Genomic DNA, 21,600 nt, shown 5'->3' with positions numbered 1-21,600 from the left:
TACAAGCCCCTAATTCAAATTCTTTCTTAGGTAAATAATTTCTAACTTTGTAAAAAAACAAAGAAATGATTGATTTTATATACCAAGATCCTTACCCAATTTTAAAGGATGATACGCAGTACCGCAAAATCACCTCTGATTTTGTAAAAGTGGAACAATTTGGAGAACGCGAGATTTTAACTGTTGATCCAAAAGGTCTAGAATTACTGGCTGAAGAAGCCTTAACCGATGTTTCGTTCATGCTTAGAACAACACATTTGCAAAAGCTAAGAAACATTCTTGACGATCCTGAAGCAACAGACAATGATCGTTTTGTAGCTTACAATTTACTTCAAAATGCTTCGGTTGCTGCCGAAGGACAATTACCAAGCTGTCAGGATACCGGAACTGCGATTGTAATGGCTAAAAAAGGAGAAAGCATCTTTACGGGTGTTGACGATGCTGAATGGTTAAGCCGTGGTATTTTTAATACGTACCAAAAACGTAATTTACGTTATTCTCAAATTGTACCGATTTCGATGTTTGAAGAGAAAAACTCAGGTTCAAATCTTCCGGCTCAAATTGATATATATGCTAAAAAAGGAACTTCATACGAATTCCTATTTATGGCAAAAGGTGGTGGTTCTGCAAATAAGACTTACTTATACCAACAGACCAAATCGCTATTAAACGATAAATCAATGGATGCTTTTGTAAGAGCAAAAATCAAAGATTTAGGAACTTCGGCTTGTCCTCCTTATCACTTGGCTTTGGTTATTGGCGGAACTTCTGCGGAAGCAAACCTAAGTGCTGTTAAAAAAGCATCTGCAGGATATTATGATCATTTGCCGACTTCCGGAAATATGGCAGGTCAGGCATTTCGTGATTTAGAATGGGAAGCACGAGTTCAAAAAATTTGTCAGGAAAGTGAAATTGGAGCTCAGTTTGGAGGAAAATATTTCACACATGACGTTCGTGTAATTCGTTTACCGCGCCATGCCGCTTCTTGTCCGGTTGGATTAGGAGTTTCTTGTTCTGCTGATAGAAATATCAAAGGAAAAATTACGAAAGACGGAATCTTCGTTGAGCAGTTAGAAGTAAATCCAAAACAATTTTTACCAGAAACAGCTCCGCATTTAGAAGCTCCGGTTGAAGTTGATTTAGATCAGCCAATGGCAGATATTTTGGCTAAATTATCTCAATATCCTATCAAAACACGTTTAAAACTAAACGGAACTGTAATTGTTGCCCGTGATATTGCACACGCAAAAATTAAAGAATTACTGGATGCCGGAAAACCAATGCCGGAATATTTTAAAAACCATCCGGTATATTATGCAGGACCGGCAAAAACTCCGGAAGGAATGGCTTCGGGAAGTTTTGGACCAACAACTGCCGGACGTATGGACGTTTATGTGGATGAATTCCAAAAACATGGTGGAAGCATGATTATGCTTGCCAAAGGAAACCGTACGAAACAAGTTACGGATGCCTGCAACAAATACGGCGGATTCTATTTAGGTTCTATTGGAGGTCCGGCTGCTATTTTAGCACAAGACAATATCCTAAAAGTAGAAGTTGTTGATTTTGAAGAATTAGGTATGGAAGCCGTTCGTAAAATCACTGTAAAAGATTTCCCTGCTTTTATTATCACTGATGATAAAGGAAATGATTTCTTTGAAAATTTATAAGTTTTTGCCACAAAGGCGCTAAGACACAAAGATTTTTAAAAATAAAACCGCCTCAATAGGCGGTTTTATTTTATATTTTACTCAAAAAAATCTTTGTGTCTTAGCGCCTTTGTGGCATTAAAAAATTTAAGCACTTTTATCTTCTTTTTCAAAAGCTATAAAATGTGAGAGCTCTCCTTTCAAATTATAAATTGGAGCTGCATCCATGCTGCATTTATAACTTCTGCCGTCTTTTTTATAGTTTTGGATGGTTTTCTTAAATGGTTCTTGCAGTTTTATTGCTTCCTGAATTTCTTTTAAAACAGTTTTACAAGTCTCCGGGCCTTGAAACATTTTAGGCGTTTTACCTAAAATTTCTTCTTCATAATATCCCGTCATTCTTTTGATTCTGTTGGAGGCAAAGACGATTTTTAAATCTAAATCAGTAATAAGCACTACTTCGTCTTTAATTCTTTCTTCGATTTTAAGGTTTGTATCGTTCCAGGTAAATTGATTTGAAATTCTATTTACCTTTTTCATGTCGGCAAAAACGGCCTTCAATTCATTTAAATACTCATAATGAAGATCTAAGGCCAAAATAGGCAACCAAGTCCGGTTTGCTGTTTCATCAGAGCTATTCTTTTTCATATTAAATGAATTTTAGAAATCTTTTCTCTCAAACTTACTACTAAAGTTACAAAATAAATTACGGGAAAACCTCATTTAGTAAAATTTTACTAAAACTTTTCTAAATTTAAAATGCAAACTTTAGTTGTACTACAACAGCTTTTTTTTCTTCGTTATTCAAATTGTTGAGCGAAATTCCGAGCAAACGAACAGAATCTTTCATTTTTTCCTGATACAGCAGTTCTTCCACAATTTCCATAATCAAACTTTTATCTGAAATAAAATAAGGCAGTGTTTTACTTCTTGTCTGCTGGGTAAAGTCGCTGTATTTAATTTTAAGCGTAACCGTTTTACCGGAAATATTATGCTTTTTTAATCTTTTTTCTAATGAAATCGCAATTCTTTCCAACTGCTCAAGCATAAAGATTTCTGAAGATAAATTGACATCAAAAGTATGTTCTGCGGCCACAGATTTTGTAACCCGAAATGGTTTTACTTCGCTGTTATGAATTCCCCGAACTACTTTATAATAAAAAGTGCCTGATTTTCCGAAATGTTTCTCCAGAAATTCCAGTGATTTCCCCTTGAGGTCCAGTCCGGTAAAAATCCCGAGTTGGTACATTTTTTCAGTTGTAACTTTTCCAACTCCATAGAATTTTCGAATAGGCAATTCTTCTAAAAAAGGTATAATTTCATCTGGATTTACTGTTTTCTGTCCGTTTGGCTTATTGACATCGCTGGCAATTTTGGCGACAAACTTATTTACAGATATTCCTGCCGAAGCTGTAAGTCCAACTTCATTTAAAATTCGGAGTCTGATTTCCTTTGCTAATAAACTGGCACTTGGATTTCCTTTTTTATTTTGGGTTACGTCGAGATAAGCTTCATCCAGCGAAAGCGGCTCTACTAAATCGGTGTATTCATGAAAAATTTTATGGATTTTAGAAGAAATCTCTTTGTAGCGGTCAAATCTCGGCCGGACAAAAATAATTTCGGGGCAATATTTTTTCGCCAAAACACCGCTTATGGCACTTCGCACACCAAATTTTCTGGCTTCGTAACTTGCTGCCGAAACTACTCCTCTATTTTCTGAGCCGCCAACAGCAACAGGTTTTCCGCGCAAAGCAGGATTATCCATCTGCTCTACTGAAGCATAAAAAGCATCCATATCAATATGGATAATTTTTCGATATGTTGGCACATCTGACATTATGCAAATTTAAACAGTAAAAGCAATAAAAAGAACGGTGCTATAGTTATAAATAGTATCAATTTTTAAAGATTAACAACTAAATGATTCCAAACGAATCATTTTAATTATTTTTGTAGTTTACTCGAAATATTAAACAATGCGAACATTTGTTATAGGCGACATACACGGAGGATTACTCGCACTTGAGCAAGTGTTGAAAAGAGCCGAAGTTACTACACAAGATACTCTCATATTTTTAGGCGATTATGTTGACGGCTGGAGCCAGTCGGCAGAAGTTATCGACTTTCTTATAGAATTTAAAAAAACACAAAATTGTATTTTCATCAGAGGAAATCATGATCAGCTGGCATTGGACTGGCTGGAGAACAGACATGAAGATTTAGATGAAGAAATGTGGTACAAACATGGTGGAAAAGCTACTGTTGAAGGATATTCTAAAATTTCTCCAGAACGAAAAAAAGAACACATCGCTTTTTTTGAATCGCTGAAAGATTATTATCTGGATGATGAAAACCGTCTTTTTGTTCATGCCGGATTTACGAATTTAAATGGCGTTGTCTGGGAATACTTTCCAAAATTATTTTATTGGGACAGGACACTTTGGGAATCAGCACTGGCTTTAGATCCAAATTTAAAACCTGATGATTTATATTACCCGAAACGTTTTACGGTTTACAAAGAAATTTATATTGGCCATACTCCTGTTACCAGAATTGGAGAAACGGTGCCAATAAACAAAGCCTGCGTTTGGAATGTGGATACCGGAGCAGCTTTTAAAGGTCCTTTAACGATTATGAATGTGGATACCAAGGAGTTCTGGCAAAGCGAACCGTTAAATGAGTTGTATTCTAACGAAAAAGGTAGGAATTGATATATAAAAATTTAAATTTGCACAGCAAAATAATTAATATTTAAGTTTATGAAAAAAGTTATCACATTATTGTTTTTAGTGTCATTCGGATTTATTCATGCGCAGAAAGCTTTTACTGGCAAAGGCGATATGAGAGTTAACGTAGGGGCTAATTTACAAGATGGAGGTTCAGGAATTCAGGGATCTATCGATTTTGGTTTAGGAGAAAATTTCTCTTTTGGATTTGTTTCTAGTTATTTACTTGGAGTAGATAATTTTAATGGTTTCTACCACAATAATCCAAATCCATACAGTGATTACAAACCAGAATTTCAAGATCGTTTTGATGCAAAAGCAAGAATTAATGCTAATTTAAGCAGTGTTATTGGTGTTGAGCAATTAGATGTTTATCCAGGTTTAAATTTAGGTTTACGTAACTTTGGCGGACACATTGGCGGACGTTATTTCTTTACTGACGGATTTGGTGTGTTTACAGAACTTGGTTTTCCAATTGCAAAATACAGTGATGAGAAAGATGTATTTGATCATTTAAACAATCAGGTTACTTTTAGTTTAGGGGCTTCTTTCAATTTGAACTAGATTTTAAACGCAAAGATTTACGCGAAGTTTGCGGTTTTAATCTCGCAAAGACGCAGAGTCACAAAGTTTTATAAAAAAACCGCTCAATTGAGCGGTTTTTCTTTTTTTATATTAAGATGGCTTCAGCTTATTTGCTAAGTAAAATACTCCAGTCTGAACCGCTGTAAATTTTATGTTTTGCTGAGAAACTGCCTTGATTTACGGCCAATGAAAAGTTCAAAAGACTATTGAAATAGGTAACATCAGTTCCTACCGGGACTTCTCCAAAAGTGTTTACCAGTTTTAGTTTTCCCTCGTAAGCTTTTTTAGTTCCGTTGAAAATCTGGATTTTAACAAAATCCCCTGCTTTCAAACCAAGATTAGCAAAAGTCTTTTTATCAATATTTGTCCAAACGTTTCCGTATTGAATATCCAGAATTGGAATTCCGCCTTTTATAACGCCGTTTTCAAATACTGGTTTTTGGTAATCAATTTTAACTACTTCACTTGGTAATTTTGGTCCAACTTCTTCAAAAGTAATTGTTTTTGATGCTAAACGTGCTCCGGTAAAAGCATATACATCACGTCCGTGAAACGTATATGATTCATTTGAGTTTTGACGACGGTTTTTTACCTCATCAATTTCACGAACTTCCTGAATTCCTAATTGTTCAGCAATTAAAGTCAAAGTTCCGTTATCCGGAGTTACAAAATAATGTCCTGATTTTGTCAATAAAACTACAGAATGTCTTGCAGTACCAACTCCCGGATCACAAACTGAAACAAAAACAGTTCCCGTTGGGTAATATTGAGCGGTCTGCGATAAACGATAAGCTGCTTCCCAAATATTAAAAGCCGGAATTTCATGTGTTAAGTCAAATATTTTCAAATCAGTTGAAACACCCATTGCAACACCTTTCATGGCAGAAACTGCTCCATCTTTCAAACCAAAATCAGATTGAAAAACCAATACATTATTTTGCGAAAAGCTATTAAATGTAATAGCAAGCAAAAAAAGTAATACTCTTAATTTCATTTTTTCTCTTTTTAAATTTATGCAAAGATATTTCATTAAAACCAAAAATTGATATGCATTTCTTAGAAAAAACAAGATTATATAAATTGATTTTAGTTTTTTACAATTACATTTGCATTTTATTCTTTATCCTATATAAATAGTAGGCAATTTCTTTTTGTCTTTCTTTTATTACAAAACCATTTTATTATGAGAAAACAACTAAAACGTCTTATAACTCTCGTTCTCATTTTGTCGAGTAGTTTGTTTTTTGCCCAAAATCATGAAATCAACGGAACCATTACAACTGAAACGGGAATTCCGTTAGAATTTGCGACAATTCTTGTAAAAGGTTCTCAAATAAGTACTACAAGCGATGCGTTAGGGAAATTCAAAATATCATCTACAGTAAATAACCCAACACTTATTGTATCGCTATTTGGCTATCAAACCAGAGAAATTATGGCAAAAGATCATTTTGTAGATATTCAGCTGGTTTTAGAAAATAATAGTTTAGATGAAATTGTGGTTGTTGGAAGCAGAAACCCAAAGAAAAGCAAATTGGAAACAGCAGTTCCTGTTGATGTAGTAAATCTGGCTAAAATTAGAAACACAACACCTCAGACTACAACAAATGATATTTTAACGTATTTGATTCCGTCTTTTAATTCAAACAGACAATCTTCTGCCGATGGAACAGAACATATTGATCCGGCTTCTTTAAGAGGTTTGGGCCCAGATCAGGTTTTGGTTTTAATTAATGGAAAAAGAAGACATACAACTTCTTTGGTAAATTATCAAAATACGGTTGGAAACGGTTCTGTTGGTACAGATTTAAGTGCAATTCCTGCTTCGGCAATTAAACGAATTGAAGTTTTGCGTGATGGAGCGGCGGCACAATATGGGTCTGATGCGATTGCGGGAGTTATAAATTTGGTTTTGAAAGATAATGCGGGTTTAGAAGCAAATGCTACTTATGGCTCAACATCAAGAGATGATGGACAAACGACCAGTTTAAACCTGAATTACGGAACAAAAATTGGAAACAAAGGTGGTTTTATCAATTTTACGGGTGAATTTAATGATCGCCAAAAAACGAATCGTTCTCAAAATCATAATCTTATTATTTTTGATCAATCGGCACAAGGAAATTTCTTTGCTTATGAATATGCAGATGATCCGGCTCAGTCACGTCAAATTGATGATAATTTATTAGCTCAAAACGGTTTGAAACGTGATGATTTCAATTTCCAGATTGGTGACGCCAAAATCCAGAATTTACAAGGTTTTTTTAATGCTTCAATTCCGTTAAACGATCAAATTGAGTTTTATGCTTCTGGAGGTGTGAGCCACAGAAAAGGAACAGGTTACGGATTCAGACGTTTACCAAGTGAAACTGAAAGTGTTGTGGCTTCTATTTTTCCTTTTGGATTTCAGCCCGAATTGAACTCGGTTGTAACAGATCTTTCTTCTTCTTTTGGTTTCAAATTTAAATTTGGCGAATGGAAACTGGATTTGAGCAATACTATTGGTGAAAACAAATTTGTTTATGATGTTTCAAATACAAACAACTTTTCTTTAGGCGATGCAAGCCCGACAGAATTTAAAGCGGGAAATCATTCTTTTCTTCAAAATACGGTAAATGCAGATATTTCAAGATTGTATAAGGATATTTTCAGCGGATTGAATGTTGCTTTTGGTGCTGAATATCGTTATGAAAAATACAAAATTGTTCCCGGCGAAGAAGCTTCTTATATCAACGGCGGTGCACAATCTTTCCCTGGATTTTCTCCTTTGAATGAAGTGAACGAAGACAGAAACAGTGTGGGCGTTTATGCTGATGTTGAAGCAGATATTACAGATAAATTCTTAGTTGGAATTGCTGGTCGTTATGAAGATTATACTGATTTTGGAAATACGATTAATGGAAAATTATCTTTGAGATATAAAATTCTGGATAATCTTTTTGTTCGTGGAGCAATTAGTTCTGGTTTTAGAGCGCCTTCTTTGCATCAGCAATATTTCAATAATATCGCAACAGATGTTGTTGACGGGGAACTTTTGAATTCGGGTGTTTTTAGAAACGACAGCGATGTGGCTAAACAGCTTGGAATTCCGAAATTGAAAGAAGAGACCTCAAGAAACTATAGTTTCGGAGTTGTTTTTTCTCCAACAAAACAATTACATATTACAGCTGATTATTATCATATCAGAATTGATAACAGAATCATCTTAACCGGAAATTTAGGAAATGATGCGTATGGAGAACCTGTTCCGGAACTTCGTAATTTGTTTGCTCAATATGGTGCGCAAACGGGGCGTTTCTTTACAAATGCAATTAATACTACTACAAACGGTCTTGATGTGGTTATTGATTATGATTTAAATGCCGGACGTGGTAAATTGAATCTTTCGTTATTATACAATTACAACAACAACCAAGTTGATAATCAATTAAACAATATTCCGTCGATATTTATTGGTCAGGAAGATGTGTATTACGGACCGCAGGAAAGAAGTTTGATCGAATCGAATACGCCTAAACATAAAGGAACTTTTGCTGTAAATTACAATATCGACAAATGGAACTTTTTATTGAGAAATACTTATTTTGGTGAGGTTGTTCGTGATGGTTTCCCTTTTGGAGGAATCCAAAGACACAACGGAAAAGTGGTTACCGATTTGACGATTGCTTACAAAATAACGCCAAAACTTCAGTTTGCTTTGGGTGCGAACAACTTATTTGATGTTTTCCCGGATAAACAAATCTATGAGAACAGTTATTTCGGAGTGTTTAAATATGCACCGGTTCAAATGGGAACTACAGGAGCTTACTATTTCGGAAGAATGAGTTTTAGTTTGTAAGCATTTTAACCGCAAAGGGCGCTAAGGTTTTTCGCAAAGTTCGCAAAGGTTTTTTTAAGCTTTATGAAAAAATCTCGCAAAGTCGCAGAGTCGCAAAGTTTTTATTAATTGCCTCCAGCTTTAGCTGGAGGAAGTATAGGATTTATAAAAAAAGGCTTTAGCCAAACATAATCGTTTGGCTAAAGCCTTTTCCCTTTCCTTATTTACCATCCAGCTAAAGCTGGACGCTATTGAATCTAAACAATAATCTTTGCGACTCTGCGACTTTGCGAGATTCTTTAATAAAGAAATAAAAACTTCTGCGAACTTTGCGAAAAACCTTAGCGCCCTTTGCGGTAAAAATCTCTGCGCTCTTTGCGTTAAAAAACCCTAGAAAAAAGCCCCGCAAAATTGCGAGGCCTCTTATCTACTAATTCGGGTTTTTATTTTTTAGCAAATTTCTTCACGATTTTCTTATCTCCATTATTTAATTCGATAAGATAAATTCCTGTGCTTAATTTACTTACATCAATTGCGCCTGCCACTTGTCCTGAACCAAGCTGCTGTCCTAATGAATTTAAGATTTTATATGAATATCCATTTACTTCTGAAATTGAAACATTTAATTCGCTTTCAACCGGATTTGGATATACTGCAAAACCAGCTGGCGCAGCAGTTTCAACTAATCCTGCTGTGATTTCTTCTGCTGCAACTGTTCCAGAAGCTGTAATGTTTATAGAGTAATCTTCAACTTGTCCGTATGAGAAACTTTCACAAGCAGTTGGAACTCCGTTATATTTCAAAGAAACTCTTAATTTAGTTGTTCCTAAAGCTGCTGTTGCCGGAATTGTAATTGTCCCTGTTACCGGAGTTGTTTTTGATGCTGTTTTTGTCCATACTGTTTCTCCAGAATCTGAGAAATCACCATCTTGGTTATAATCGATGAATACTCCGTACCCTTCATTATAAACTGTCGATGTCCATGTTGGAGTTATTGTAATTGTATAGGCAGTTCCTCTTGCTGCATTTGTAGAAATAGCACTATAATTTTCATAACCTGTTGTTGCTGTTGAAGTATTATTAATTGTTCCGAAAACAACTTTACCGATTCTTTCATCAGTTGCGTCGTTTCCTTGTGATGAACAATATATTACAGAAGTTGTTGTAGTCGTTACGTTTACTGTATTACTTGCAGCAGAAATATTTCCGGCAGCATCTTTAGCTTTTACGCTGAAAGTATAAGCTGTTGAAGGTGTTAATCCAGTTACAGTATATGAAGTTGTTGTTGAAGAACCTTTAAGCGTTGCTCCTTGGTAAATATCATATCCGGTAACGGCAACATTATCTGTAGAAGCTGTCCAAGTCAAGTTTGTAGTAGTTCCTGTTGTTCCAGAAGCTGCTAAACTAGTTGGTGCAGATGGTGCAGTTGTATCACTACCTCCTCCAGAATATGCGGCTCCAACTCCTACTGCGTAAAATGCATTTGTTGTTGCAATAACTTCTGCAGAACCTGCTCCGTATAAATCAATAGCAGATTGTATTCCGTAAGTTCTTGCGTTAGCATAAGTTGAGTTCGCTCCTAAATAAAAATCTTCTAAACGGAAAGCAATTTTTTCTGCTTTATCGATAGTAATTCCAGTAACATTATATGCATTTCCAATGTCATTTGTTCCTGATTTACCTACCGAAAGGATGTAAAACCAATGGTTTAAAACACCAGAATTTGTGTGTACTCCACATTGGTCATTGTTGTTTGTTGGTGTACAGTTTACGTTTACCCAATATGTTCCTCCGTAAGTGTCCGGCTGTCCTTCTGCATTTGGATCACTCATAGAACGTAAAGCAACGTGTCCGCTTCTTCTTTCAATATCTTCTCCAACTAACCAAATTGATTTTGTTGGTGCTGAATGGTATTCAATACAAGCTGCCCAAATATCAGAGAACGCTTCGTTCATGGCTCCAGATTCTTTTTGGTATGCTAAGTTTGCTGTGTAAGTACATACAGCGTGACCAATTTCGTGACCTGCAACATCAAGTGAAGTTAAAATATCGAATCCGCCTGTACCGCTTCCATCTCCGTAAGTCATAACACTTCCATTCCAGAAAGCATTATTATTGCTTGAATATCCAGCAGCGATTAAATTATAATGCACGTAGCTTTTAATTTTTGCACCTGCATTGTCAAAACTGTTTCTTCCATGAACAGCTGACCAATAATCATATGTCATTTCAGCTCCCCAATGTGCATCAAGTGCTCCATTGTCTTTGTTGGTGTTGTTATATTCTATCCAGTTATTATCTGCATCAGAAAAGTTTGTTGTTGGATAAGTCGCCGTTCTCGCAGAATTATAAGTTTGAATTCCTAAACCACGAGTTCCGTCAAGTAAAATATAAGATGAACCGTTTAACGTAGTTTGAATGGTCTGCGTTCCGCTGTAGCGTGTAGCTGCATTTGCTGCAACGAATGCCATTTTTGAAGCTGTTTCATTTTTAGCAGAATTTGAAACCTTACTTCCGTGAACATTGTCGTTCAAGTGTTTTATAGTGGCATTATAAAACAATGCTTTTCCAGTTTCAGCATCAATGTAAAGATCTCCACGGCTTAATGGTTTTGTTGCATAGATATCAAATTTGTAGGCTAAACGAACTTTGTCGCTTCCTCTTTTTTGACCTTGCTGTTCCATATCCGGAAGTAAAACCAGTTCTCCTTTTGGTTTTTCATAACCCAGTTCGCGAGCGTCTTGTGGTTTGTCCCAAAGGTATTCGGTTGCGCGGGTATAACCCAATGCTTTATTAAAAGCATCTTGTGCAGAAAGTGACGGAGCTAGTTTCACATTTTCGATGTTATAGAATTCACCGTTCATAGAAACTAATTTCCCATCTTTTGAATGTAAAGTATAATTGGCAAATTCTACTTTAATTCCTTGTTCATACAATTGAAATTTTTCATGTGTGTAACCTTGTTTATCCGATTCTGTTTTAATTTTTGTGAAGGATTGAGAATCTTTTAAACCTAATTGTTCTTTAAAAACCTTTTGCGATTCTGAACTCTTATAACTTGAAAGTTCATTAAACTTAATCAAGTTGGGTTGTCCGTTTTCTGAAACGCTTTTCTCCTCTACACGTTTGTCGTCTTTTTGAACTTGTGCAAAGGCAGAAAAAGAAAAATTAAGAATAATTGCGGTCACAATAATCTTTGGTAATTTTTTTTTCATAATAAGTGGGGGGTTTAGTTTGGTTAAAATAATTTTTGAAATCAATTAAAGTAAGTAAATACTTAAATTTGAGATAAAAGTATTTTAATTTTGTTAGATAATCGATGAAATTTGCCGTTAATCGATAAAATGCAACATTTTTTACATAAATTTAACTTTTATATAACAAAGCATAAGAATTAAGCAGCAAATATGTGCGAAAATTAATATATCAATTATTTTTAATGTACTGAAATACAGACAAAATCCTTTAAATTGATCAAAATAGAAATAAAAAAACCGCCCAAAAGGCGGTTTTTTTATTTCAGTATATGCAAAAATGATTATGTTCTGGAGAACTTTCTTTTTAATCTAACCATAAATTCTTTCAATGTAATTTCATCATCTCTATTTGAATCATTTTCAACTAATTCTGAAATATCCTTTTTTCTGTAAGGAAGTAATAATGAAAAACACCAAATATTTGTTCTTCCATCTGAAAATGATATTAACATGAAATAGAAAACCAAAAGTCTAACAAATACAAAAATCTTTCGAAAACCTTTATTTAAATCATATTTATTATTTTCCCTTACAGCTTTAATAGTAAAATAAATCAGTTGAACGATAAAAAGTGGTATCAGAAAGTCTGATAGATATACTAAACTGTAGCTATTAATTAAATACATTAACAACATTATTATAATCGAAATGGTCATATTTACTATAAAAAAATAGCTTCCCCATTTAATATCTATTTCAAACTTTTCCAAATGTGTGTTTTTTAATTCACAACAAAACTAAAAAGATTCTTGTTATTTAGTCTCAAAGGATAAAAAAAGAGAATCTTCAATAATGAAGATTCTCTTTTATATAAATTAGCTGAAAGATTAAAATCAGATATCCATTTCGGGAATTTCACCTTCAATTATCAAATCTGCTTCTGTTGAAGCAACAATGTCCTCAACTGAAATACCTGGCGCTCGTTCTAAGAGCTTAAAACCCTTTTCTGTTACTTCGAGAACTGCAAGTTCGGTTACAATCTTTTTAACGCATCCTACGCCTGTTAATGGCAAAGTACATTTTTTTAAGATTTTAGATTCTCCTGCTTTGTTCACGTGCATCATCGCAACAATTATATTTTCGGCGGAAGCCACTAAATCCATTGCGCCTCCCATTCCTTTTACCATTTTTCCGGGAATCTTCCAGTTTGCGATATCTCCGTTTTCAGAAACTTCCATTGCGCCTAAAATAGTTAAATCTACTTTTTGACTACGGATCATTCCGAAACTAAAAGCCGAATCAAAGAAACTGGCTCCTGGCAATGTCGTTATGGTTTGTTTTCCTGCATTGATAATATCAGCGTCTTCTTCTCCGGCAAAAGGAAAAGGTCCCATACCCAAAACTCCGTTTTCGCTTTGAAATTCAACGGCAATATCTTCTCTGACATAATTTGCAACCAAAGTTGGAATTCCTATTCCAAGGTTTACAAAATATCGGTCTTTAACTTCTTTTGCAATTCGTTTTGCTATATCTTCTTTACTAAGTGCCATATTTTTTTATGTGTCAATTAGAAAATTTGATAATTAGATAATGCTTATCTAATTGACAAATTATCTCATTATCTAATTATGCTCTCTGTCTTACGGTGCGCTGCTCGATTCTCTTTTCAAATTTTTCTCCCTGAAAGATACGTTGTACCATAATTCCCGGAATATGAATTTGATTTGGATCTAAAGTGCCAACGGGAACCAGTTCTTCAACCTCAGCAATTGTAATTTTTCCGGCACCGGCCATACAAGCATTAAAGTTTCTGGCAGTTCCTTTAAAAATCAGATTTCCGGCTTCATCGCCTTTCCATGCTTTTACAATCGCAAAGTCGGCTTTGAAAGCTTCTTCCATAATGTGCATTTTACCGTTGAATTCGCGGACTTCTTTTCCTTCTGCAACTTCAGTTCCGTAACCTGCTGGAGTAAAAAAAGCAGGAATTCCGGCTTGAGCGGCACGGCATCTTTCTGCTAAAGTTCCCTGCGGCGTTAATTCAACTTCCAATTCTCCTGAAAGCATCTGGCGTTCGAACTCAGCATTTTCACCTACATAAGAGGAAATCATTTTTTTAATCTGTTTCTTTTGCAAAAGCAGTCCTAAACCAAAATCATCTACACCTGCATTGTTTGAAATACAAGTTAAATCTGAAATTGGAGTGTTTACCAATGCTGCAATTGTATTTTCCGGAATTCCGCATAAACCAAATCCGCCAAACATAACTGTCATTCCGGTTTCAATTCCTGCAATAGCTTCCTGAACATTCTTAACTTTTTTTGTTATCATAACAAACTGTCTTTATTACCGTATATTTTTGATAAAAATAAGATTTTTAGATGGAATTATATCGATTTCGTAAAAAATAAATTCAAAATTAGTTGTTTAGTTCTAACACATAGAAACATAGATTTTGAATATGAAAAAAGGCATTTCACTTGCATTAACAAACATAGCTATGTGTAAAAGCTTGCTTTTTTTCATCTTCATTTAAAATCTGAAAGTCTATGTTTCTATGTGTTAAATAAAAATTGAGTTCAAAAAAATATCCTTTTGTAATCTTTCTCTCTGAAAGCACAAAAGGATATTTTTATATGAAACTGAATTTAAGTTTATAACTCAAATTCGTCTGTGTTTTGTTCTGTCTGCGTTGTATCTTTCACAACAGCTGGTCTTTGGTAACAATCTACTTTTATAGAAAGATTTGCCGGACGCTCAAATTCTGATTTTGAGATTTGAAGTCCTTCATCTGCATAACATTTTTTCATAAAGTAGGCCCAAACCGGTAATGCTGCCGTAGCTCCTTGTCCGTAAGTTAAGCTTTTGAAACGTGCCGAACGATCTTCGCATCCTACCCAGACTCCGGTTACTAAATTTGGAACCATTCCCATAAACCAACCGTCTGACTGGTTTTGTGTTGTTCCTGTTTTACCAGCAATTGGGTTTTTGAACATGTATGGATATCCTGTCCAGCGGTTATCTCCACTTCCTCCGCCCTGCGTACGTAAACGTGCTCCAGAACCGGTTTCGGTTACACCTTCTAATAATTTGATTACTGCAAAGGCAATATCTTTATTTAAAACGTCGTGAGATTCCGGAATTGGCTCGTAAATAACTTCACCGCTTTTATTTTCAATTCGGCTTAAAAACTGAGGTTTTACATAAACTCCCTGATTTGCAAATGTGCTGTATGCGGCAACCATATCTTCAACTGTAATATCTACAGCTCCTAATGCGATTGAAGGCTGTACCGGAATTTCAGTTTTTACACCTAATTTTCTAGTCAAATCTACAACGGCTTCCGGACCAGTTCTGTCAATTAATTTTGCAGAAACTGTATTGATAGAGTTTGCCAAACCTTGCTTCAAGGTTACCATTCCGCGGTATCTGTTGTCAGAGTTTCTTGGTTCCCAGTCTTCTGTTACGTGGTGGCGTCCTTTATGAATCATAAATGGTCCATCAAGAATAGAGTCGCAAGGAGACATATTTAATTCTTCGATCGCAGTTGCATAAACGAAAGGTTTAAATGTAGACCCTACTTGTCTTGCTCCCTGACCTACGTGATCGTATTGGAAATATTTGTAATTGATTCCTCCAACCCAGGCTTTAATGTTACCTGTTTGAGGTTCCATTGCCATTAATCCTGATTGCAAGAAGTGTTTGTAATAACGTATAGAATCTAATGGAGTCATGATTGTATCACGCTCACCTTTCCATGTAAACACACGCATTCTTGTTTTTACTTTGAAAGAAGCAATGATATCATCTTCACTTTTATCGGCATCTTTCATTTGAGCCCAGCGGTCAGAATTTTTCATGGCCTGCATCATGATTCTGTCTGTCTCTGCTTGTGTAATATTTACGAAAGGCGCATTTTTATTGGTTTTCATTTCAATAAAAAATTGCTGTTGTAAATTTTTCATGTGTTCAGAAACTGCTTCTTCTGCATAAGACTGCATTCTCGAATCGATGGTTGTGTAAATTTTCAAACCATCTTTGTAAATGTCGTAATCAGATCCGTCTGGTTTTTTGTTTTCTGTTACCCATTTTTTCATGTAATCACGAAGATATTCTCTAAAATAAGTAGCTGTTCCTTCGCGGTGGCTTTCTAATTTGAATTTTAATGCAATTGGTAAAGCCTGTAATCTTTCTTTTTCAGACTCCGTAATCATTTTTGCTTTTGCCATCTGCGAAAGCACAACATTACGACGGTTTTTTACTCCTTCAGGATTTCTAACCGGATTGTATAATCCTGAATTTTTGAACATTCCAACCAAAATAGCTGATTCGTCCATTGTTAAATCTTTTGGATCTTTTGAGAAATAAGTCTGCGCTGCAGAACTTACCCCAACAGAATAATTTCCGAAATCATATACGTTGCAGTACATGGCAAGGATTTCATTCTTTGTATATTGTCTTTCCAGACGAATGGCTATAATCCATTCTTTTATTTTTTGTACAATTCTAAAAGGAAGAAATTTAGAACCTTCTCCGTGAAATAATTGTTTTGCAAGCTGTTGTGTTAATGTACTCGCTCCACCGTTTGTTCCTAAACTAGAAACAGCTCTTAATGTTCCGCGTCCGTCAATTCCTGAATGTTCGTAGAAACGAGCATCTTCGGTAGCAACTAAAGCTTCCACTAAGCTTTTTGGTAAATCAGAGTATTTAAGTTGTGATCTGTTGGTTTTGAAATATTTACCAATTACAACTCCATCTGAAGAAATAATCTCGGTAGCCAAATTAGAATCCGGGTTTTCTAAGTCTTCAAAAGAAGGCATTGAACCGAAAAATCCCCAAGAGGCAAATAAAAAGAAAGCCAGAACGCCTAAAAGTGAATAGGCAAAAATTCTCCAGAATTTCTTTTTGTAATAATTAATATCCTTTACGGTATTGGTTTGATTGTTTTTTTTAGCAGCCATAACTATTTTTCTAATCTTTTTGTTCTATTCTAAAACCTACGTCTGTAATACCATCTAAAGCCTCAACTCCAGGAATTTTACCTGATTCTCTAACGGCTTGTTTGATATGAACTTTGTATTTTCCTTTAAACGTTACATTGTCTTTGTAAAAAAGCTTACTTTCTTTAATATCAGTAAAACCATTTCCCATTAATGTTCCATCAGGATTTGCCATTTGGTATTCTAAAGTATCCACTTTTGTGAAACCGCTTGGCGTTTCAATAGCCACAATCAAAAATAAATTATTGAAAGGATAATTGTTGTTATCTCTCAAATTTACAAACAAATTGTACTTTTTGGTAGAATCTAAAACTGGCAGGTCAAAGGTTACAACGCTGTCTTTGTGCCAGGCACTTCCAACAGATTTGTACTCGTCGAATACTCTTTTTTTATCGCACGAAAAAAGAAGTACCGCCGCCAAAAGAAGAATCACGCTATTTTTTATTCTCATTTTTTGTGATAATTATAGGTTTTCTAGGTTCAGCTGGTTTATTTTCATTTGAAGCTGGCTTGTTCGAATTGTTTTTATTCGGATTCGGCTTGTTCTTATGATTTGGTTTATTTGGGTTGTTTTGTTTGTTCTGCTGCTGATTCGGATTTACATTTCCTCCGGCAGGTTTATTATTGTTGTTACTCGCCTGTTTTGGTTTTTCAGGTGCTGCAACAACTGCATTTTCAGCATTTTTGCGTTTGCGATTTGGTTTTTTCTTTCTTTTTGGCTGATCGAAACGGGTTAAACTTTCCTGACCCATTGCGTTATTAAAGTCTTTTTCAGGCTCTGAAGTAACTTCGATTGCAAAATCTTCTAAAGAAGAAACTTTGTTTTTTTGTTTGTTTTCGGCAATAATTTCTTTTACCTGATCAATTTTTAAAACATGCCAGTTTGCAAAATTATTAGTGTAGGCAAACCACATTAATCCTTTAAAAATATCTTGTTTTTGGCAGACAGCATCTCCTTTTTCGGTTACTAATTTAGTATCGTAATCCGGAAAATCCTTTAACGCGTCCATATAAGTATCTAACTCATAGTTCAAACAGCATTTTAGTTTACCACATTGTCCGGCTAATTTTTGCGGATTTAGTGATAATTGCTGATAACGTGCTGCAGATGTATTTACACTTCTAAAATCAGTAAGCCATGTTGAACAGCAAAGTTCTCTTCCGCAAGAACCAATTCCGCCCAAACGAGCCGCTTCCTGACGGAAACCAACTTGTTTCATCTCCACTCTCGTGCTGAATTCTTTTGCGAAATCTTTAATTAAAAGCCTAAAATCGACTCTGTCATTTGCGGTGTAATAAAAAGTTGCTTTTGATCCGTCTCCCTGAAATTCAATATCAGATATTTTCATTTCCAGTTTATGCTGAATCGCCAATTCACGTGCGCGAACTTTCATTGGTTCTTCACGATCACGCGCTACAGACCAAATGTCAATATCTTTTTGAGATGCTTTTCTGTAAATTTTAGGAACTTCATTACTATCCGGATTTACTCCTTTTTTCTTCATTTGAATTTTAACCAATTCTCCTGTCAAAGTAACAATCCCTATATCATGTCCCGGTGAAGCAACAGTTGCTACAATATCACCAATACTTAAAGTTAATTTTTCTGAATTTCTAAAAAATTCCTTACGTCCGTTTTTAAAACGAACCTCAACACAATCAAAAATCGCCTCTCCATTAGACGGGCTCATGTTAGAAAGCCAGTCAAAAACCGTCAATTTATTGCAGCTATCGGTGCCGCAAGTCCCATTATTTTTACAACCTTTTGGTGCGCCACCATCTGAGGTTGAACAACTTGTACATGCCATAATTATATATGTAGTGCCGCTAAAGCGCAGCTTAAGTTCATAAACGTTTGATCGGTAAAGATAGTATTTTTTTTATTTGGCTATTTATAGATTAATTCTAAAGGGGTGTTAAAAGACTAAACAACTGATTATTAAGTAAAAATATTGTAATTGAATTGCGTATAGTACTTTGATTGTTTTATTTTGAAATATTTAACTTACAATTTTGTAAATTTTAAAACGTTATTCTTACTTCAATAAAAATTTAGGAATAACTTTGCACGCTTGTAAAAATTGTATTACGGTTAAGACAAAATTATACAAATCAATATTCAAGATAATCATTGATTCTTTAAACATGAGAACATATTTATTATTTATCGCAATGCTTCCCTTGATTAGTTTGACGGCCCAAGTCAATGATAGTAAAAAAGACACACTCTTTTTTAGCGTTGATAAATATTACACCATATCGCCAGCGTTTGAATTAAAGCTTTCAAATGAAAATTATACCAAAAAACTGGCGTTCGAAAAAATGCAGTTTAGACAGACAAATACCGATGGCTATGTTTTTTTTAGTGGCGATTCTGTTGCAGCAAAAAACATTAAACCAAAAAATATAATCTCCATAAAAGATTACATTGAAAACAAAAAGTTTTATCATGACGGGAATTCTAATAAAATAGTAGACAAATGGAAACTAAAAGATTCTTTAACTGATAAATACGTGATTTTTTTTGATGATTGCAATCAATTAATTCAAGCTAAAAGTTTAGAATATATCTCTTACTATCCTATACAGAAAGATTCAAAAATTATTGAAAATAGAAGAAAGGATACACTCTTTTTTAAATTAGATAATAAATACATTTATGAATCTTATCCAACAGTTAACCCTAAACGGTATTTATTAAAAGACAGCGGCACTTCTAAAAATGGCACTTTTTTCTTTGAAGAATTTGACGAACAAACCAGGCCCAGATTCAAATCTAAAAAAACACTTGATTTAGAAAGCTTTATACATTCAACCCGATTTTATAATGCCGAACAGCAAATAATTGAAGATCGTAATCTCTCGAACTATTTAAGCAATTATATCGTTTTTCTAGACAAAGAGGTCGAAAACAAACATGATTATATTCAGATTAAACCTTCTGTAACAATAGAATAATTCTGCAGTGAAGCAATTCTAAAGAGAAATAAATATTAAAAACCCATATTTGTAAATAGCAAAATATGGGTTTTTATTTTTATATAATATTCTTTTCTAAGTCTCTTTAACTGTAATGATCTTAACCGGACAAACCTTTGCTGCCAGTTCACAGCTTTCTACAATTGTATGATTTGGTGATTTTAATGTAAAAAAGCCTTTTGCGTTTACCGAGTGAATCAAAACCGATTTCCCATCTTTTTTGGACATTTGAAAATGTATTGGATCCATTTCAACACAGTAATTACAGCCAATACATTTATCTCTTTGTAAAGTAACAATAACCATTATGCCTCAACAATTTTATATAATTTGTCCGACATTCTGATTCTAAACGGAAGTTTAAATGTACAATCATCTCCTTTTGTTGCTTTTTCAGCTTCAAGATCGTTTACAAACATTTCGTCGATAATCATTTCCTGAGCGCCCGTACTTGGACCTGTAACCAAAATTTTATCTCCAATTTTAATATCGTAAGCTTCAATTTTAAACTGCCCTACGTTAGCTTTTGGGAAATAATGTGTTCCTTTTCCAACATAAACTTTCTTCTGCGTTGCTGCAGATCCCGGAATAGCGCTCCACTCGCCTAATTCCTGTCCCAGATAATATCCTGACCAGAATCCGCGATTGTAAACAGTTTCTAAAGCCTGCATCCAAACTGTGATTTTTTCTTTTGTGAAAGTCCCTTCGTAATAGGCATCAATAGCTTCACGATATGTTTTGATAACTGTTGCCACATATTCCGGCGCACGGCCTCGTCCTTCGATTTTTAAAACCTGAATTCCCGAATCTATAACCTGATCTAAGAAATCCAGCGTACATAAATCTTTTGGCGACATCATATATTCGTTATCGAGTTCGATTTCAAAACCCGTTTCCTGATCGATAACAGTATATTTTTTTCGGCAGTTTTGTTTGCATGCTCCACGATTTGCAGATGAATTATGCGAATGTAAACTCAAATAACATTTCCCTGAAACCGCCATACATAAAGCTCCATGTCCAAAAATTTCAATTTCGACTAAATTTCCGTTTGGACCTTTTATCTGTTCTTTTTCAATTTGAGCCGTAATATTCTTTATTTGACGCAAGCTTAATTCTCGGCTTAAAACCATAGTATCGGCAAATAAACTGTAAAATTTTATGGTTTCGATATTGGTTACATTCAGCTGGGTTGAAATATGAACTTCCATTCCTATTGATCTCGCCATAGCAATTACAGCTTGATCAGATGCAATTACGGCTGTAATGTTTGCCTCTTTAGCTTTGTTCAATAATGTTTTTACAACAGATAAATCGTGATCGTAAATAATGGTGTTTAAAGTAAGATAGCTTCGAACGTTTTTTGCTTCGCAGCGATTCGCTATTTCTTTTAAATCTTCAACTGTAAAATTTACCGTTGAACGTGCACGCATATTGAGTTGTTCTACTCCAAAGTAAATAGAATCTGCACCATTATCTAGCGCAGCCTGAAGTGACTCAAAATCTCCGGCTGGAGACATGAGTTCGATTTTGTTGGTATCTGTCATTTTTGATTTATTATTCAAATGACAAAAATAATGTGGGTATAGATGAGATTCCTATGATTTTTATCATAGTCTAATTTTAAAAATTATTCGCAGTATATCATTA

General features: G+C 34.7%; 17 protein-coding genes. 5 read left to right on the top strand and 12 right to left on the bottom strand.

Annotated features, from left to right (window positions below; translation table 11 throughout):
- Positions 1–65 precede the first annotated feature (65 nt).
- Positions 66–1,670 (top strand): fumarate hydratase, encoded by a 1,605-nt coding sequence (locus J2Y38_RS21280; protein ID WP_309846607.1) that lies wholly within the window; start codon positions 66–68, stop codon positions 1,668–1,670.
- Between the two features lie 126 nt (positions 1,671–1,796).
- On the opposite strand, the gene J2Y38_RS21275 is transcribed toward J2Y38_RS21280, so the two are convergent.
- Both J2Y38_RS21275 and dinB read right to left on the bottom strand, forming a co-directional pair.
- Complete coding sequence (locus J2Y38_RS21275) at positions 1,797–2,297, bottom strand: PAS domain-containing protein (RefSeq protein ID WP_309846604.1); 501 nt, start codon at positions 2,295–2,297, stop codon at positions 1,797–1,799.
- 106 nt (positions 2,298–2,403) lie between these two features.
- Positions 2,404–3,486 carry a DNA polymerase IV gene (gene dinB, locus J2Y38_RS21270; RefSeq protein WP_309846602.1) on the bottom strand — a complete coding sequence of 361 codons (1,083 nt, stop codon included), beginning with the start codon at positions 3,484–3,486 and terminating at the stop codon, positions 2,404–2,406.
- Positions 3,487–3,625: 139 nt separating this feature from the next.
- Between dinB and J2Y38_RS21265 the strand changes: the two genes are divergently transcribed.
- A complete protein-coding gene (locus tag J2Y38_RS21265) occupies positions 3,626–4,360 on the top strand; it encodes a metallophosphoesterase family protein (RefSeq protein WP_053473109.1) in 735 nt (244 codons plus the stop codon).
- Between the two features lie 48 nt (positions 4,361–4,408).
- Positions 4,409–4,939 carry a DUF6646 family protein gene (locus J2Y38_RS21260; RefSeq protein WP_056199700.1) on the top strand — a complete coding sequence of 177 codons (531 nt, stop codon included), beginning with the start codon at positions 4,409–4,411 and terminating at the stop codon, positions 4,937–4,939.
- A gap of 127 nt (positions 4,940–5,066) precedes the next feature.
- Here the strand turns inward: J2Y38_RS21260 and J2Y38_RS21255 are convergent, their stop codons facing one another.
- Positions 5,067–5,954, bottom strand: coding sequence for an S-adenosyl-l-methionine hydroxide adenosyltransferase family protein (locus tag J2Y38_RS21255; RefSeq protein ID WP_309846600.1), 888 nt, complete (start codon positions 5,952–5,954; stop codon positions 5,067–5,069).
- 189 nt (positions 5,955–6,143) lie between these two features.
- On the opposite strand from J2Y38_RS21255, the gene J2Y38_RS21250 reads away from it, so the two are divergent.
- A complete protein-coding gene (locus J2Y38_RS21250) occupies positions 6,144–8,798 on the top strand; it encodes a TonB-dependent receptor (RefSeq protein ID WP_309846599.1) in 2,655 nt (884 codons plus the stop codon).
- Between the two features lie 422 nt (positions 8,799–9,220).
- Here J2Y38_RS21250 and J2Y38_RS21245 read toward each other — a convergent pair whose 3' ends face one another.
- From J2Y38_RS21245 to J2Y38_RS21215, 7 genes are all read right to left on the bottom strand, one after another.
- Complete coding sequence (locus tag J2Y38_RS21245; protein WP_309846598.1) at positions 9,221–11,992, bottom strand: M4 family metallopeptidase; 2,772 nt, start codon at positions 11,990–11,992, stop codon at positions 9,221–9,223.
- Between the two features lie 323 nt (positions 11,993–12,315).
- A complete protein-coding gene (locus J2Y38_RS21240) occupies positions 12,316–12,744 on the bottom strand; it encodes a hypothetical protein (protein ID WP_309846596.1) in 429 nt (142 codons plus the stop codon).
- A gap of 123 nt (positions 12,745–12,867) precedes the next feature.
- The gene (locus J2Y38_RS21235; protein WP_309846594.1) at positions 12,868–13,524 is read right to left on the bottom strand and encodes a CoA transferase subunit B; all 657 of its coding nucleotides are present in this window, start codon (positions 13,522–13,524) and stop codon (positions 12,868–12,870) included.
- 76 nt (positions 13,525–13,600) lie between these two features.
- Positions 13,601–14,302 carry a CoA transferase subunit A gene (locus tag J2Y38_RS21230; RefSeq protein WP_309846593.1) on the bottom strand — a complete coding sequence of 234 codons (702 nt, stop codon included), beginning with the start codon at positions 14,300–14,302 and terminating at the stop codon, positions 13,601–13,603.
- A 323-nt stretch (positions 14,303–14,625) separates the two neighbouring features.
- A complete protein-coding gene (locus J2Y38_RS21225) occupies positions 14,626–16,932 on the bottom strand; it encodes a transglycosylase domain-containing protein (RefSeq protein ID WP_309846592.1) in 2,307 nt (768 codons plus the stop codon).
- A gap of 10 nt (positions 16,933–16,942) precedes the next feature.
- On the bottom strand, positions 16,943–17,422 hold the full coding sequence (locus J2Y38_RS21220; RefSeq protein WP_309846589.1) for a gliding motility lipoprotein GldH: 480 nt from the start codon (positions 17,420–17,422) through the stop codon (positions 16,943–16,945).
- Positions 17,406–18,779, bottom strand: a complete 1,374-nt coding sequence (locus J2Y38_RS21215; RefSeq protein ID WP_309846587.1) for a regulatory iron-sulfur-containing complex subunit RicT — start codon at positions 18,777–18,779, stop codon at positions 17,406–17,408. The genes J2Y38_RS21220 and J2Y38_RS21215 overlap by 17 nt, the downstream gene beginning before the upstream one ends.
- 337 nt (positions 18,780–19,116) lie before the next feature.
- Between J2Y38_RS21215 and J2Y38_RS21210 the strand changes: the two genes are divergently transcribed.
- Entirely contained in the window at positions 19,117–19,929 is an 813-nt protein-coding gene (locus J2Y38_RS21210) for a hypothetical protein (RefSeq protein WP_309846584.1), read from the top strand.
- Positions 19,930–20,025: 96 nt separating this feature from the next.
- On the opposite strand, the gene J2Y38_RS21205 is transcribed toward J2Y38_RS21210, so the two are convergent.
- Positions 20,026–20,256: a ferredoxin gene (locus J2Y38_RS21205; RefSeq protein ID WP_309846581.1), complete on the bottom strand. Its 231-nt coding sequence runs from the start codon at positions 20,254–20,256 to the stop codon at positions 20,026–20,028.
- Positions 20,256–21,497, bottom strand: coding sequence for a peptidase U32 family protein (locus J2Y38_RS21200; protein ID WP_309846580.1), 1,242 nt, complete (start codon positions 21,495–21,497; stop codon positions 20,256–20,258). The genes J2Y38_RS21205 and J2Y38_RS21200 overlap by 1 nt, the downstream gene beginning before the upstream one ends.
- Positions 21,498–21,600 lie beyond the last annotated feature (103 nt).

Source organism: Flavobacterium sp. 2755 (assembly GCF_031455715.1).
In the GTDB taxonomy this organism is placed as follows: domain Bacteria; phylum Bacteroidota; class Bacteroidia; order Flavobacteriales; family Flavobacteriaceae; genus Flavobacterium.
Note: the sequence above shows the minus strand (reverse complement) of the source record. Positions and strands in the feature narration are given on the sequence as shown.